We start from the raw sequence: 14,912 nt of genomic DNA on the forward strand, positions 1-14,912 counted from the left end.
CCGCGCTGGTCAGGCCCCTCGCCATGGGGTACGAAGGCCGGGCACACGGTTCCCGTCCGGCGGGGAGGGGTCTTGGTCGTTCACGCATTGCCGCGGCGCCTGACGAACGCCGCCGTCCGCACGCTCACGAGCCTGCCGCGCATCGCGACCGCGCTCACCGAACTGCGTGACGCGGCCAAGCACCTGGAACGGCTGGCGACCTTCGCCGCGGAGGAGCTGCCGGAGATCGTCTACCAGCTGGAGGGCATCCGCGAGCAGCTGACCGCGATCGAGAACCGGCTCGGCGGCCGCGACGGCGAGGTCAGCCCAGCCGCGCCACGAACCGGCTCACGGCCTCCATCGTGAACCGCTGCGCGATCTTGCCCGGCGGCGCAGCGGACGCCAGCTGGTAGAGGGGCCGGTCCGGCACACCCGCGCCGCGCGCCTCGGCCCGCAGCTGCGCGACCAGCAGCTCGGCGAAGACCAGCCCGTTGGCCTCGATGTTGTTCGCCACCGCGTCGGCCAGCCGCCGCAGGGTGAGGATGGGCAGCTCGCGCCCGCCGGTCCCGGCGTAGACGGCGAGGTCGATCTTGACGACCTGGCCGCGCTGCCCGGAGTTGAACAGCAGGCTGACCGTGCGCGCCCCGCGGACGTCGGTGACCAGCAGGTCGATCCGCCGCGCCTGAGCCAGGTCCACGCGGCGGGTGCGGAAGGTGCGCACCAGCACCGCGGTGCCCTCCAGCCACAGCTTGCGCCGCACGTTCCACACCACCACGTACAGCAGCGGCAACCCCACCACCGCCGCGGTGACCAGGCCCGGGACCTGCCCGCCGATCAGTCCCGCGATGCCGCCGAACGCCGCGGCCATGATCAGCACCCCGGCCAGACCGGAGAGCAGCCGGCGCCGGGCCAGCCCCGGATCCTCCTGGTGCAGCGGCAGCCGCCGCGGTTCGGCCGGCTTCTTCGGCTCGGTCACTTCTTCCCCCATCACGGCATCGGGACGACGCTGCGCGCCCCGCTCAGGAACGGATTGCCGGCCCGCTCACGGCCGATCGTCGTGGCCGGGCCGTGCCCGGGCAGCACCACCGTGTCATCGGGCAGCGGCAGCAGCACGTCACGCAGGGACTCCCCCAGCCGCCGCTGGTCGCCGCGGCCGACCGAGCCCGCGAAGAGCGTGTCGCCGGTCAGCGCGAGGCGGCCGCCCTCGGGCGTGGTCACGCGGAACACCACCGAGCCGTCGGTGTGGCCGGGCACCAGGTCGACGTCGATCACCAGGCCCGCCAGTTCCAGCGGCGCGCCGGTCAGGTCGCGCACGTCCGCGGGCAAGCCGTCGTGCAGGCCGCGGTCGGCCGGGTGGATCCACATCGGAACGTCGTGGGCCGCAGTCAGCACCGGAGCGCCTCCGACGTGGTCGGGGTGGCCGTGGGTGGCCAGCACCGCCGCCGGGGTCAGCCGGTGCTCGGCGAGCGCCTCGGCGACGCGGCCGGCCGAGTCCTCGCCCGGGTCGACGACCACGCACGCGGTGCCCGGGCCGGGCGCGAGCAGGTAGCAGTTGGCCCGCAGCGCGCCTGCCGGGAACCCGACGACGAGCACGAAAATCCACCTCCGCGTCCGCGCGTCCACCCGTGCCCGGGATGTCCGGCACCCACCCTAACCGGGGCTGTACAGGGTCCTCACAGGCTGTGCCCATAGACTGCCGCCACCCGATCGGTGACGTCGAGTGGATTCTGGAGGGCAGGTGGCGACCAACCAGCAGCGCCGTGAGGCCGCGAAGCGCAAGCTCGAGCGGCAGATGGCCCGCCGGGCGGAGCAGGCGAAACGCCGCAAGATCGTCGGCGTCGGCGCGACCGTCGGCGCGGTGGTCGTGGTCGCCGGGCTGGTGGTGTTCTTCGCGACCCGCGGCAGTGACGGCGGTGACGCCGCCGCCTCCCCGACGACGGCCCCGTCCTCCGGACTGAACATCCCGACGCAGCGCGCCGCGGTGCCGCAGCGGCCGACGCCGCTGCCGAACCCGGTGCAGTGCGAGTACCCGGCCACGCCGGGCGAGTCCGCGGCCAAGCCGAACAACCCGCCGCAGGGCAAGGACATTCCGTCGACCGGCACGGTGAACGTCACCCTGAAGACCACCGCCGGGGACATCCCGCTGACGCTGGACCGCGCGCTCGCGCCGTGCACCGTGAACAGCTTCCTGAGCCTGGCGCAGCAGGGGTACTACACCGACACGTCGTGCGCGCGGCTGGGCACCGACGCGAGCCTGATGATGCTGCAGTGCGGTGACCCGAGCGGCACCGGCAGCGGCGGCCCGGGCTACTCGTTCGCCGACGAGACCTTCCCCGAGCTGACCTACGGCCGCGGCCTGCTGGCGATGGCCAACGCGGGCCCGAACACCAACGGCAGCCAGTTCTTCATGGTGTACGGCCCGGCGGAGCTGAGCCCGGACTACACCGTGTTCGGCTCGATCTCCGACGCCGGCCTGGAGGTGCTCGACAAGGTGGCCCGCGCCGGCCACGACGGCAGCTTCGACCCGAGCCCGGGCGGCGGCAAGCCCAACACGGAGGTCAAGTTCACCGCGGTGACGATCGGCTGATCCTCGTCCCGGCAGCGGCCTGGAGTCCAGTGTGGACCCCAGGCCGCTGCCGCGTTCAGGAGGCCGTGAACTTCGGCTGGCGGCGGCCCAGGAAGGCCGCCACGCCCTCGGCGTAGTCCTCGCCGTGGATGGCCGCGGAGCGGATCTCCTCGACCTCGCCGTCGCTTTCGGACTGTCCGTCGAGGATCTTGCCGATGATCCGGTTCATGCCGCGGATCGAGGCCTGCGAACGGGAACACAGGGTGGTGACGAAGTCCGCCACCCCGGCGTCGAGGTCGGCGAACGTGTCGTTGACGAGGCCGATCTCGCGAGCGCGGGCGGCGTCGATCAGCCGGCCGGACAGCAGGAAGTAGCGCGCGTGGGCGGGCCCGATCAGCGACACCAGCTGGCGCGTGGAGCGGAAGTCGTAGACGATGCCGAGTTTCGCCGGGGTGATCCCGAAGCGCGCCCCGTCCTCGGCGAAGCGGAAGTCGCAGGCGACGGAGATCTGGCAGCCGCCGCCGATGCAGTTGCCGCGGATCTTCGCCACGGTCGGCTTGGTCATGCCGGCCAGCGCGGTCACCGCGCCCTCGACGACCTCGTCGTAGGCGGCGGCGCCGTCCGCGGTGGAGCGCAGGCTGCCGAATTCGGAGATGTCCGCGCCCGCGGAGAAGTCCGGCCCGGCGCCGGTCAGCACGAGCACCTTGAGCGCCGGATCGGCCTCCACCGCGGCGACGGCGTCCGGGATCGCCGCCCACATGTCGTGCGTGATCGCGTTCTTCTTCTCCGGCCGCGCGAAGGTCAGCGTGGCCACTTCCCCGTCGCGCGCGAACTCCAGCCCTGGTGCCATACCGGCACCCTAACGGCCGGGGTCAGGAGGCGGACGTGACGCGGTACACGTCGTAGACGCCCTCGACGCCGCGGACCACCTTCAGCACGTGGCCCAGGTGCTTCGGGTCGCCCATCTCGAAGGTGAACCGGCTGACCGCCACCCGGTCCCGCGAGGTCTGCACCGACGCGGACAGGATGTTGACCTTCTCGTCGGCCAGCACCTTCGTCACGTCGGACAGCAGCCGGTGCCGGTCCAGCGCCTCGACCTGGATGGACACCAGGAACACCGAGTTCGCCGACGGCGCCCACTCCACCTCGACCAGCCGCTCCGGCTGGGCGCGCAGGTCCTCGGCGTTCGTGCAGTCCGTGCGGTGCACGCTGACGCCGCCGCCGCGGGTGACGAACCCGAGGATCTCGTCGCCGGGCACCGGGGTGCAGCAGCGCGCCAGCTTGGTCCACACGTCGGTGGCGTCCTTGACGACGACACCCACGTCGTTGGCCGCGCGGCGGCGGGTGACCGTGGACGGCGTGGACCGGGCCGCGAGCTCGTCCTCGGCCTCCTCCACGCCACCGATGAGCGCCACCAGCCGCTGCACGACGTGCTTGGCGCTGACGTGGCCCTCGCCGACCGCGGCGTAGAGCGAGCTGATGTCCGGGTGGTGCAGCTCGGCCGCCAGCGCGCCCATCGCCTCCGCCGACACCAGGCGCTGCAACGGGAGGCCGACCTTGCGGACCTCCTTGGTGATCGCGTCCTTGCCGGCGTCGATGGCCTCGTCGCGGCGTTCCTTGGCGAACCACTGGCGGATCTTGGCGCGCGCCTTGGGTGATTTGGCGAAGGTCAGCCAGTCGCGGCTGGGCCCGGAGTTCTCCGCCTTGGAGGTGAAGATCTCGACGACGTCGCCGTTTTCCAGCTTGCGTTCCAGCGCCACCAGCCGGCCGTTGACGCGGGCGCCGATGCAGCGGTGCCCGACCTCGGTGTGCACGGCGTAGGCGAAGTCCACCGGCGTGCCGCCGACGGGCAGGGTGACGACGTCGCCCTTGGGCGTGAACACGAAGATCTCGCGGGCGGCCAGCTCGTAGCGCAGCGAGTCGAGGAACTCGCCGGGGTCGGCGGCCTCCCGCTGCCAGTCCAGCAGCTGCCGCATCCACGCCATCTCGTCGATGTCGACGGCGGTGCCGTGATGGGTGCCCTTGGTCTCCTTGTACCGCCAGTGCGCCGCGATGCCGTACTCGGCCGTGTGGTGCATCTCGTAGGTGCGGATCTGCACCTCGAGCGGCTTGCCGTCCGGCCCGATCACCGTGGTGTGCAGCGACTGGTACACGCCGAACCGCGGCTGGGCGATGTAGTCCTTGAACCGGCCGGGCATCGGCTGCCACAGCGCGTGCACGACACCCATCGCGGCGTAGCAGTCGCGCACGTCCTCGACCAGGATCCGCACGCCCACCAGGTCGTGGATGTCGTCCAGGTCGCGGCCGCGGACGATCATCTTCTGGTGGATGGAGTAGTAGTGCTTGGGCCTGCCCTCGACCTTCGCGGTGATGCGGGAGCCGCCCAGGGCGCCGGTCAGCTCGTCGATCACCTTGCGCAGGTAGATGTCCCGCGAGGGCGCCCGGTCGGCGACCAGCCGGACGATCTCGTCGTACTTCTTGGGCTGCAGGATCGCGAACGCGAGGTCCTCCAGCTCCCACTTGACCGTGGCCATGCCCAGCCGGTGCGCCAGCGGGGCCAGCACCTCCAGGGTCTCCTTGGCCTTGCGGACCTGCTTCTCCGGCGGCAGGAACCGCATGGTGCGCATGTTGTGCAGCCGGTCGGCGAGCTTGATGACCAGCACGCGCGGGTCGCGGGCCATCGCGATGACCATCTTGCGGATGGTCTCGGCCTCGGCCGCGGTGCCCAGCTTGACCTTGTCCAGCTTGGTGACGCCGTCGACGAGCTGCGCGACCTTCTCGCCGAAGTCGGCGGTCAGCTGCTCCACCGAGTAGCCGGTGTCCTCGACCGTGTCGTGCAGCAGCGCCGCGACCAGCGTGGTGGTGTCCATGCCCAGCTCGGCCAGGATGGTCGCCACCGCGAGCGGGTGCGTGATGTACGGGTCGCCGGACTTGCGCCGCTGGTGACGGTGCAGCTCCTCGGCGACGTCGTAGGCGCGCTGCAGGAGGCTCAGGTCCGCGTTCGGGTGCAGGTCGCGGTGGATCGCGGCGAGCGGTTCCAGAACCTGCTTGACCGGGGCGGCCCGCTGGGCGGTGATCCGCCGCGCGAGCCGGGCGCGGACACGCCGGGTGGCGGACGGTGCCCTGGTGACGCCCTGCGGCTGCGTGCCGCGGTTGTCGGGGGTCTCCCGGGCGGGCGCCGGGCTTTCGAGCTCCTGGCTCAAGCCCACCTCCTGCTGATCGCGCGGCCTGTAGACCACCAAGCGTAACCCCGGCGGGCCACCTCGTTGTTCCCAGCCGCGCCGACCGCCGCGCTCGCGCGCCGAACGGTCAGGTGACCAGGAGCGAGCTGACCTTCCGGCCGCTCAGCGCCGACCGCCCGTCGAGGGCGGCCAGCTCCATCACCACGGACACGCCGGTGACCGTCGCGCCCGCCTTCTCCAGCAGCTCACAGGCCGCGGCGACGGTGCCGCCGGTGGCGAGCACGTCATCGACCACCACGGCCCGCTGCCCCGGCCGCACCACGCCGGAGGGCAGCTCCAGCGACGCCGTGCCGTACTCCAGGGCGTAGTCCACCCGCCCCGCGACGCTGGGCAGCTTGCCGGGCTTGCGCACCAGCACGACGCCCATCGCGCGGGCGTAGCCGACGGCCGCGGCGAGCAGGAACCCGCGTGCCTCGACCGCGGCCAGCACGTCGGTGCCCGGGTCGACCGTGGCCGCCAGCGCGTCGATCACCGCCGCGAACCCGTCCGCGTCGGCGAACAGCGGCGACAGGTCCCGGAACAGCACGCCCGGCTCCGGGAAGTCCGGCACCTCGGCGATCAGGCCGAGCGCACGCTCCAGGTCCACGTCAGCGCTTCCGCTTGCCCGAGGGCCGCCCGCGCCGCGGCTGCGCCTTCGGGGTGCGCGCCGGGACGCTCGCCGCGGCCGCGTACGCCTTCTCCTTGCGCAGCTCGGCGCCCAGCGCCTCGTCGTCGCTCGCGTCGAAGTCCTCGTCGCGCTCGGCGGCCTTGCGCGCCTGGTTCGCGCGGCGTGCGCGGACCCGGTCGGCCTGCTGCTTGTACTTCGGGTCGCGCATCTTGAAGTCGACCAGCAGCGGGGTCGCCAGGAACAGCGACGACAGCACACCGGCGAGCATGCCGCTCAGCTGCACCAGCGCGAGGTCCTGCAGCGTGCCGGAGCCGAGCAGGATGTAGCCGACGACCAGCAGGCCCAGCACCGGCAGCAGCGCGATGACCGAGGTGTTGATCGAGCGCATCAGCGTCTGGTTCAGCGCCAGGTTCGCGGTCTCGGCGTAGGTGCGGCGGGTCAGGCCGAGGATGCCGCGGGTGTTCTCCTTGACCTTGTCGAACACCACCACGGTGTCGTAGAGGGAGAACCCGAGGATCGTCAGCAGGCCGATCACCGTCGCCGGGGTCACCTCGAACCCGACGAGCGAGTAGATGCCCGCGGTGACGAGGATGTCGTGCACCAGCGCGATGAGCGCGGTGACCGCCATCCAGCGTTCGAAGTAGACCGCGAGGAACACGGTCACCAGCACCATGAACACGGCGAGCGCGATCAGCGCCTGCTGGGAGATCTCCTGGCCCCAGGACGCGCTCACCGCGCTGTCGCTGATGGCCTGCACGCTGGGCTGGCCGTTGCTGCCGATCGGCCTGAGCTGGTCGAACAGGGTCTGCTTGACCTTGGCGACCTGGTCGGCGTCCAGGGTGTCGGACCGCAGCTCGACGGTGGCCGCGTCACCGACGCCGACCGTCTGCGCGGAGTCGGCCTGCTCGCCGAGCGCGTCGGCGAACGCCTGCTTGGCGGCGTCGGCGGTGATCGGGCCGTTCGCGCCGCGCGCGGGCATCTGGATCTGGGTGCCGCCCTCGAACTCGATGCCGAGGTTGAAGCCCTTGATGCCGATCGAGGCGATGCAGACCAGCATCAGGACGGCGAAGAACAGGTACCAGCGCTTGCGCTTGCCGACGATGTCGAAGGCGCCGGTGCCGACGTAGAGGCGGTGGAACACGCTCTCCTTACCGGCCTTCTTCGTGGCCGGCGCGGCGTCGGTGCTCAGGGTGTTCGGCTCGTCTGCCACGTCAGGACTCCTTCGCGCCCGCGCCGGCGGGCACCTTGCGCGCGGACCGGCGCTGCGCGGCCAGCGTCTGCACGCCGCCGAGGCCGGTGAGCTTCGGCTGGGACAGGAACTTCGACTTCGACGCCAGCACGACCAGCGGGTGCGTCACGAGGAACACCACGATCAGGTCGAGCACGGTTGACATGCCCAGGGTGAAGGCGAAGCCCTGGACGTCGCCGACCGCGATGGCGTAGAGCACCGCGGACGCGAGGAACATGACCGCGTCCGAGGCGAGGATCGTGCGCCGGGCGCGCACCCAGCCACGCGGCACCGCCGAGCGGAAGCTGCGCCCGCCCTCGCGGATCTCGTCCTTGAGCCGTTCGAAGAACACCACGAACGAGTCCGCGGTGACACCGATGGCGATGATGAACCCGGCGACCCCGGCGAGGTCGAGGGTGAAGTTGATCCAGCGCCCGAGCAGGACCAGCACCGCGTAGACGATCAGGCCGGACAGCGCCAGCGAGACGACCGTGAGCACCCCGAGCAGCCGGTAGTAGACCAGGCAGTAGACGAACACCAGCGCCAGGCCGATGCCACCGGCGATCAGGCCCGCCTTGAGCGAGGCCAGGCCGAGTGTGGCCGACACGGTGGTGGCGTCGGAGGAGGTGAACGACAGCGGCAGCGAGCCGTACTTCAGGATGTCCGCGAGGTCCTTGGTCTGGGCCTGGGTGAAGTTGCCGCTGATCTGGGTGTTGCCGTCCAGGATCGCGCTCTGGATCGTCGGCGCCGACACGACCTGCGTGTCGAGCACGAACGCGGCGCGCTGGCCGATGTTCTTGGTGGTGAAGTCGGCCCAGGTCTGGCGGCCCTCGGACTTGAACGACAGGTCGACCGTCCAGCCGGGCTTGTTCTGCGCCGGCGCCGAGGACATCGCGTTGTCGATCTCGGTGCCCTTCAGGAACACCGGGCCGAGCAGGTACTTCTCGGTGCCGGTCTGGTCGCAGGCGAGCAGCGGCAGGTTCGGGTCGTCGTTGCCGCGCAGCGGGTCCTGCGTGGAGCAGGTGAACGCGGCCAGCGCCTGCGCGGCCGCGGGGCCGGCGGCGAGCGTGTCGCCGCTGCCGGTCACCAGGTCGGCGGCCTGGCGGGCGGCCTTGGCCTGCTGGATCGCGGCCGGATCGTCGCCCTGGCCCGGGGGCGGCACGACCGGCGGGGTGGTCACGGTCTGCGCGTCGAGCACCTTGCGGAAGCCGAGCTGGGCGGTCTGGCCGAGCTTCTTGGCCTGGTCACCCTGCTCGCCGGGCACGGTGATGACGATGTTGCTGCCGTCGAGGATCACCTCGGTGCCGCTGACGCCGATCCCGTTCACGCGGGTCTCGATGATCTGGCGGGCCTGGTTGAGGGACTCGCGCGAGGGCGCCGAGCCGTCCGGGGTGCGGGCGCTCAGCGTCACCCGGGTGCCGCCCTGCAGGTCGATGCCCAGCTTCGGCGTGGGCTTACCGCCGCCGGTGAAGAACACCAGGGCGTAGAGCACGACCACGATCAGGACGAAGAAGCCGAGATAGCGTCCCGGGCGGATCCGCCCGGCCGGTGGTGCCACGGTGGTCGTTCTCCTCGACGGTCAGCTACGCGGGAACTCGTGCCGCCTACGCGGCGGTACGCAGACACTACTCGCCGCGTTGTGAACGCGGCGTTGACCCCGGCGCCACCGTCGGACGCCGGGGTGCTGCCCTCGCCGGGCTACTTCTTCTCGCTCTCCAGCGAGGGAGCAGCGGTCTTCTCGTCGGCCTGGACCTTGGGCGCCACCGTGGTGTCCGAGGTGTCGGCGACCTCGGCGGTCTCGACGACGTCGGCCTCGTCGGTCTCGATCTCGTCGGCCACCTCGGGCGCGACCTTCTCGCGCACCGCCTGGCGCAGCCACGTCGTCACGACACCGGGCGCGATCTCGATGTCGATCGTGGTGTCGTTGCTGGTGTCGGCCACCGTGCCGTAGAGGCCGGAGGTCGTCATCACCCGGTCGCCCTCGGACAGGCTGCTCTGCAGCTTCTGCTGCTCCTGCACGGCACGCTTCTGCTTCCGGGTGCCCATCACCAGCGGGATCGCCACGACGAGCATGAGCAGCAACGGCAGGAAAAGCTGTTCCATGATTCTCCATTCGGTGTCACGGCCCCCGGCCGTCGCACCTATTTGTCCGGATGTGCTCTTTCGAGTGTGCCAGGCGCCACTGACCAGGCCTGCACCCGGTTAGTCGAACAGGGTAGGCCCTGCCTGGTCCGGGCGCGGCGGTGGGCGCAGACCCAGGTGTTCCCAGGCACTCGCCGTCGCGACCCGGCCACGCGGGGTGCGCGCGAGCATACCCGCGCGCACCAGGTAGGGCTCGCAGACTTCCTCGACCGTCGCCGGTTCCTCACCCACCGCGACGGCCAGCGTGGAGACCCCGACCGGCCCGCCGCCGAAGGAGTGCACCAGCGCCTCGAGCACGGCGCGGTCGAGCCGGTCCAGGCCCAGCTCGTCGACGTCGTAGACGGCCAGCGCGGCGCGGGCGACGGCCAGGGTGACCCGGCCGTCCTCGCGCACCTCGGCGTAGTCGCGGACGCGGCGCAGCAGCCGGTTGGCGATGCGGGGCGTGCCGCGGGAGCGGCGGGCGATCTCCGCGCTGCCCTCGGCGTCGATCTCGATGTCCAGGATCTTCGCCGAGCGCCGGATCACCTGGTCGAGCTCGTGGTCGGCGTAGAACTCCATCTGCCCGGTGAAGCCGAACCGGTCGCGCAGCGGGCCGGTCAGCGCACCGGAGCGGGTGGTGGCGCCGACCAGGGTGAACGGGGCGATCTCCAGCGGGATGCTGGTGGCGCCCGGGCCCTTTCCGACCACGACGTCGACCCGGAAGTCCTCCATCGCCAGGTAGAGCATCTCCTCGGCGGGGCGGGCGATGCGGTGGATCTCGTCGATGAACAGCACGTCGCCCTCGGCGAGGTTGGACAGCATCGCGGCGAGGTCGCCGGCGCGTTCCAGGGCCGGGCCGGAGGTGATGCGGATGGCGGCGTCCAGCTCGGCCGCGACGATCATCGCCAGGCTCGTCTTGCCCAGGCCGGGCGGGCCGGACAGCAGCACGTGGTCCGGCGGGACGCCGCGCCGCCGGGCGCTCTCCAGCACCAGTTCCAGCTGCTCGCGCACCCGGGGCTGGCCGATGAACTCGCTCAGCCGGCTCGGGCGCAGCGTCGTCTCCATCTCGCGCTCGCCCAGCTGGGGCAGCGCGGAGAGGGTCTCGTCCGCCGGGTGCTCGGTCACCTCGTCATCGTGCACGCGTCAGCAGCCTCACTTGCGCCCGAGGGTGCTCAGGGCGGCGCGGAGCACGGCCGGGGTGGTGTCGGCCCCGCCCGCGGCCAGCACCTTCTCCACAGCCTGCTCGGCCTGCTTGGCGGGGAACCCGAGCCCGGTGAGGGCCTCGACGACCTCGGCGCGCACGGCGCCGGCGGCCGGGGCCGCGGTGGTCTCGGCGCTCCCGCCGGCCGCGGCGACCTTGTCCCGCAGTTCGAGGGTGAGCCGCTCGGCGCCCTTGCGGCCGATGCCCGGGACCTGGGTGAGGACGGTGATGTTGCCTTCGGCCAGCGCGGTGCGCAGCTTGTCCGGGTCGAGCACGGCCAGCGCGGCCAGCGCCAGCCGCGGGCCGATGCCGGAGACGGTCTGCAGCAGGCCGAACAGCTCGCGGGCCTCGGCGTCGGCGAAGCCGAACAGGGTCAGCGAGTCCTCGCGCACCACCAGCGAGGTGTAGAGGCGGACCTCTTCGCCGCGCCGCAGCGTGGCCAGCGTCGACGGCGTGGCCTGCACCGCGAGGCCGACCCCGCCGACCTCCACCACGACGTGGTCGAGCCCGACCGAGAGCACCTCGCCCCGGACCGAGGAGATCATCCCCGCACTCCCTTCCCTGGTGTCCGCGCCTTCGTCCGGCGCGGAACCGCCGCCGACACGGTATTGGCCGCCTTCGCCGCCGCGGCGAGCCGGGCCTGGTGCGCGCGGACGAGTTCGGCCGCGCGGGCCTCGGCCTCAGCGAGGCGGTCGCGCATCGGCTGGCGCCACAGGTGGCAGATGGCCAGCGCGAGGGCGTCCGCGGCGTCGACCGTGCTGGCCGCGCTCGCGAGCCCGAGCAGCCGGGTCACCATGCCGGTGACCTGCGCCTTGTCCGCGCGGCCGCTGCCGGTGACGGCGGCCTTGACCTCGCTGGGGGTGTGGAACACGACCGGCAGCCCGCGGCGGGCGGCGGCCAGCGCCACGACTCCCCCGGCCTGCGCGGTGCCCATCGCGGTGCGCACGTTGTGCTGGCTGAAGACGCGCTCGATGGCGACGGCCTCCGGGCGGTAGGTGTCCAGCCAGCGCTCGACGGCGTCGGAGACCGCGAGCAGGCGCCGTTCCAGGGTGTCGTCGACCGGGGTGCGGACGACGTCCACGGCCACGCAGCTGACGGTGCGGCCGGTGCCCCCGTCCACCACGCCGAGCCCGCACCGGGTCAGCCCGGGGTCCACGCCGAGCACTCGCACCGATCACCCTCCTGCCGCCGAACACGCGTTCGAGGTGAGGCTACCGCGCCGGGCGGCGCCGCCCCGGCAGGACGCGCCGGGGCGGATGATCGTCCATTAAGGACCGTCGACGCCCGGGGTCCAGCTCTCCGGCGCGCCGCTCTCGGTGAGCACCGGCTGCCAGCCGGCGAAGCCCTCGGGCGCGCCCGCGCTCCACGGCCAGTGCCCGTCCGGGGTGGCGACGATGATCTGCACCGCCGGGAAGTCGCCGTCCGGGTAGACCAGGAACGCGCTGCCGAAGTACTCGAGGTAGTGGCCCTTGGCGACGCGCTCGAAGGTGACCGGCACGCCCTCGAAGAAGTCGTCGTAGACCTTGCCCGGCACGAACTCCTCGCCGTTGGCGGCGCGGTCGACGTAGGCGTCGAGCAGGACCGGCGCCATCTGCTCGGGCAGCCCGACGACGACGGCCTCGGGGACCTCGTGCAGCGCCCACACGCACGCCGTGAACGCGTACCCGGCCCCGGAATCGTCGCCCGCCACGGAGATCACCGCGTTGCCGCGGGTTTCGGCCTGGTTGACGATCCACTCGAGGAGCTCGGATTCTTCGGGCGCGAGGGTCTCGGTCACGGGCGGCATTCTGCCGTACGCGGGTGGCGGCGGCACAGCCCCCGGTGGTGGAAAATTCTTCTTGCACGACAAGGCCCTCCGGTGCGGCTGCGCCGGAGGGCCTTGGGACGCGCGGGTGTTATGCGCCGACTTCTTCGAGCACCTCGTCGGAGACATCGAAGTTGGCGTAGACGTTCTGGACGTCGTCGCAGTCCTCGAGCGCGTCGATCAGCCGGAAGACCTTCTTGGCGCCCTCGGCGTCGAGCGGGACGCTCACCGACGGCAGGAACGTCGGGTCGGCCGACTCGTAGTCGTAGCCGGCGTCCTGCAGCGCCTTGCGGACGTTGACCAGGTCGGTGGCCTCGGAGACGATCTCGAAGTTGTCGCCGAGGTCGTTGACCTCCTCGGCGCCCGCGTCGAGGACGGCCATCAGGACGTCGTCCTCGGACAGGTCGTTCTTGGGCATGATCACCACGCCCTTGCGGTTGAACAGGTACGACACCGAGCCCGGGTCGGCCAGCGAGCCGCCGTTGCGGGTCAGCGCGGTGCGGACCTCGCCGGCCGCGCGGTTGCGGTTGTCGGTCAGGCACTCGATCAGCACGGCGACGCCGTTGGGGCCGTAGCCCTCGTAGTTGATCGTCTGCCAGTCCGCGCCGCCCGCTTCCTCACCGGCGCCGCGCTTGCGGGCGCGCTCGATGTTGTCCTGCGGGACCGAGTTCTTCTTCGCCTTCTGGATGGCGTCGTAGAGGGTGGGGTTGCCCTCGGGGTCGCCCCCGCCGGTCCGCGCGGCGACCTCGATGTTCTTGATGAGTCTCGCGAACAGCTTGCCACGCTTGGCGTCGAGGGCGGCCTTCTTGTGCTTCGTGGTGGCCCACTTGGAGTGGCCGCTCATCTCTCCTCCGTCTCGCTCGTCGTCGCCGCGTCCCGCACCATCTGCACGAACAGGCGATGGACCCGATCGTCCCCGGTCAGCTCCGGGTGGAAGGCCGTGGCGAGCACCGGCCCCTGCCGGACCGCGACGATCCTAGCGCCGGTCGTTTCGGTCGCGGGCACCGTGGCCAGGACCTCGACCCCGTCGCCGGCTTTTTCCACCCAGGGGGCGCGGATGAAGACCGCGTGCAGGGGGCCGCCCGGGAGGGCGTCGAAGGCCAGGTCCTCCTCGAAGGAGTCGACCTGGCGGCCGAAGGCGTTGCGCCGGACGATGACGTCGAGCGCGCCGAGCTGGTGCTGGTCGGGGCGGCCGTCCAGGGCCTGCTTCGCGAGCAGGATCATGCCCGCGCACGAGCCGAAGGCGGGCATTCCGGCGGCGAGCCGCTCCCGGAGCGGGCCGAGCAGCTCGAAGGTCTCGAGCAGGCGCGACATGGTGGTGGACTCCCCGCCGGGCAGGACGAGCCCGTCGACGGCCGCGAGCTCGGACGCCCGCCGGACGGTGACGGCACGCCCGCCGGCGCGCCCGACCATGGCGGCGTGCTCCCGGACGTCCCCCTGGAGCGCGAGCACGCCGATCTGCGGTACCGCGGACACCTGACCTCCTGAAACGCTTCGTGATTACTGTATTCCGCCGTGGCCTCGCCGGGTGGGTGAGGGCCCCTCGGTGGGTTTCGTTCCGCGGGCGGCCGCCCCGGCGTGCTACCTCGCGGCGGGTCCAGTCGCGGGTTTGACGAGAGGCCCACTCACCCCGCCACGAGATGCCCAGCCGCACGATCGCCAGCCGCGCCCGCACGAACGGCACTCTCGCGCCCACACGAGTGGCACCCTCGCACCCGCACGAACGGCCCCCTCACGCGCGTACGAGTGGCACTCTCACACCCGCACGAGCGGCTCACTCGCGCCGACACCTGCGGGACTCCCGCACCCGCACGAGCCGCCCAGTCACGCCCACACGAGCGGCCCAGCCACCCCCACACGAGCTGCACTCCCACACCCAGACGACCCGCACTCGCGCGCGCCCGCACGAGAAGCACCACTCGCGCCCGGGCGAAAAGCACACTCGTGCCTGCACGACTGGCACAGTCGCCGCCGCACGAGATGCCCAGTGGCTCGCCGCCGAGCGAAAGGACCAGTCACGAGCCCACGACAGACCTTTGAGCTTGCCCCCGTTCGCCGGACACTTCGGGTGTGGGGTCAGTGATCTTGGTCTGACTCCGTGTGCAGGGCTTCAAACGTGACGGGGCTGTGCATTCCGATTTTGGAATGTCTCCGTTTCGGATTA

General features: G+C 71.9%; 16 protein-coding genes. 2 read left to right on the forward strand and 14 right to left on the reverse strand.

Annotation, left to right across the window (positions count from 1 at the left end; genetic code table 11):
- The first annotated feature begins 72 nt into the window (after positions 1 to 72).
- A complete protein-coding gene (locus tag D0D15_RS23385) occupies positions 73 to 345 on the forward strand; it encodes a hypothetical protein (protein WP_094008385.1) in 273 nt (90 codons plus the stop codon).
- Here the strand turns inward: D0D15_RS23385 and D0D15_RS23390 are convergent.
- Positions 302 to 955, reverse strand: coding sequence for a hypothetical protein (locus D0D15_RS23390; protein ID WP_094008410.1), 654 nt, complete (start codon positions 953 to 955; stop codon positions 302 to 304). The genes D0D15_RS23385 and D0D15_RS23390 overlap by 44 nt on opposite strands.
- An 11-nt stretch (positions 956 to 966) precedes the next feature.
- Positions 967 to 1,572, reverse strand: coding sequence for an MBL fold metallo-hydrolase (locus D0D15_RS23395; protein WP_094008386.1), 606 nt, complete (start codon positions 1,570 to 1,572; stop codon positions 967 to 969).
- A gap of 145 nt (positions 1,573 to 1,717) precedes the next feature.
- On the opposite strand from D0D15_RS23395, the gene D0D15_RS23400 reads away from it, so the two are divergent.
- On the forward strand, positions 1,718 to 2,566 hold the full coding sequence (locus D0D15_RS23400) for a peptidylprolyl isomerase (RefSeq protein WP_094008387.1): 849 nt from the start codon (positions 1,718 to 1,720) through the stop codon (positions 2,564 to 2,566).
- A 55-nt stretch (positions 2,567 to 2,621) separates the two neighbouring features.
- Here D0D15_RS23400 and D0D15_RS23405 read toward each other — a convergent pair whose 3' ends face one another.
- The 12 genes from D0D15_RS23405 to pdxT all read right to left on the reverse strand — a co-directional run bounded on the left by D0D15_RS23405 (position 2,622) and on the right by pdxT (position 14,224).
- Positions 2,622 to 3,395: an enoyl-CoA hydratase/isomerase family protein gene (locus tag D0D15_RS23405; RefSeq protein WP_094008388.1), complete on the reverse strand. Its 774-nt coding sequence runs from the start codon at positions 3,393 to 3,395 to the stop codon at positions 2,622 to 2,624.
- 22 nt (positions 3,396 to 3,417) lie between these two features.
- Positions 3,418 to 5,748, reverse strand: coding sequence for a RelA/SpoT family protein (locus tag D0D15_RS23410; RefSeq protein ID WP_094008411.1), 2,331 nt, complete (start codon positions 5,746 to 5,748; stop codon positions 3,418 to 3,420).
- Between the two features lie 106 nt (positions 5,749 to 5,854).
- Positions 5,855 to 6,373, reverse strand: coding sequence for an adenine phosphoribosyltransferase (locus D0D15_RS23415; protein WP_094008389.1), 519 nt, complete (start codon positions 6,371 to 6,373; stop codon positions 5,855 to 5,857).
- 1 nt (position 6,374) lies between these two features.
- The gene (secF, locus tag D0D15_RS23420) at positions 6,375 to 7,604 is read right to left on the reverse strand and encodes a protein translocase subunit SecF (protein ID WP_094008390.1); all 1,230 of its coding nucleotides are present in this window, start codon (positions 7,602 to 7,604) and stop codon (positions 6,375 to 6,377) included.
- A gap of 1 nt (position 7,605) precedes the next feature.
- Positions 7,606 to 9,180: a protein translocase subunit SecD gene (gene secD, locus D0D15_RS23425; protein ID WP_094008391.1), complete on the reverse strand. Its 1,575-nt coding sequence runs from the start codon at positions 9,178 to 9,180 to the stop codon at positions 7,606 to 7,608.
- A gap of 140 nt (positions 9,181 to 9,320) precedes the next feature.
- Positions 9,321 to 9,725 carry a preprotein translocase subunit YajC gene (gene yajC, locus D0D15_RS23430; RefSeq protein WP_094008392.1) on the reverse strand — a complete coding sequence of 135 codons (405 nt, stop codon included), beginning with the start codon at positions 9,723 to 9,725 and terminating at the stop codon, positions 9,321 to 9,323.
- Positions 9,726 to 9,824: 99 nt separating this feature from the next.
- Entirely contained in the window at positions 9,825 to 10,808 is a 984-nt protein-coding gene (gene ruvB / locus D0D15_RS23435; protein ID WP_233157495.1) for a Holliday junction branch migration DNA helicase RuvB, read from the reverse strand.
- A gap of 87 nt (positions 10,809 to 10,895) precedes the next feature.
- Positions 10,896 to 11,489: a Holliday junction branch migration protein RuvA gene (ruvA, locus tag D0D15_RS23440; RefSeq protein WP_094008393.1), complete on the reverse strand. Its 594-nt coding sequence runs from the start codon at positions 11,487 to 11,489 to the stop codon at positions 10,896 to 10,898.
- Positions 11,486 to 12,115, reverse strand: coding sequence for a crossover junction endodeoxyribonuclease RuvC (gene ruvC, locus D0D15_RS23445; RefSeq protein ID WP_115944737.1), 630 nt, complete (start codon positions 12,113 to 12,115; stop codon positions 11,486 to 11,488). Before ruvC ends, ruvA begins: the two co-directional genes overlap by 4 nt.
- Before the next feature lie 96 nt (positions 12,116 to 12,211).
- A complete protein-coding gene (locus tag D0D15_RS23450; protein WP_094008395.1) occupies positions 12,212 to 12,730 on the reverse strand; it encodes a DUF4262 domain-containing protein in 519 nt (172 codons plus the stop codon).
- Between the two features lie 109 nt (positions 12,731 to 12,839).
- Positions 12,840 to 13,592 (reverse strand): YebC/PmpR family DNA-binding transcriptional regulator, encoded by a 753-nt coding sequence (locus D0D15_RS23455; RefSeq protein WP_094008396.1) that lies wholly within the window; start codon positions 13,590 to 13,592, stop codon positions 12,840 to 12,842.
- Positions 13,589 to 14,224: a pyridoxal 5'-phosphate synthase glutaminase subunit PdxT gene (gene pdxT, locus D0D15_RS23460; protein WP_094008397.1), complete on the reverse strand. Its 636-nt coding sequence runs from the start codon at positions 14,222 to 14,224 to the stop codon at positions 13,589 to 13,591. The genes D0D15_RS23455 and pdxT overlap by 4 nt, the downstream gene beginning before the upstream one ends.
- Positions 14,225 to 14,912 lie beyond the last annotated feature (688 nt).

This window comes from Amycolatopsis thermalba (assembly GCF_003385215.1).
In the GTDB taxonomy this organism is placed as follows: domain Bacteria; phylum Actinomycetota; class Actinomycetes; order Mycobacteriales; family Pseudonocardiaceae; genus Amycolatopsis_E; species Amycolatopsis_E thermalba.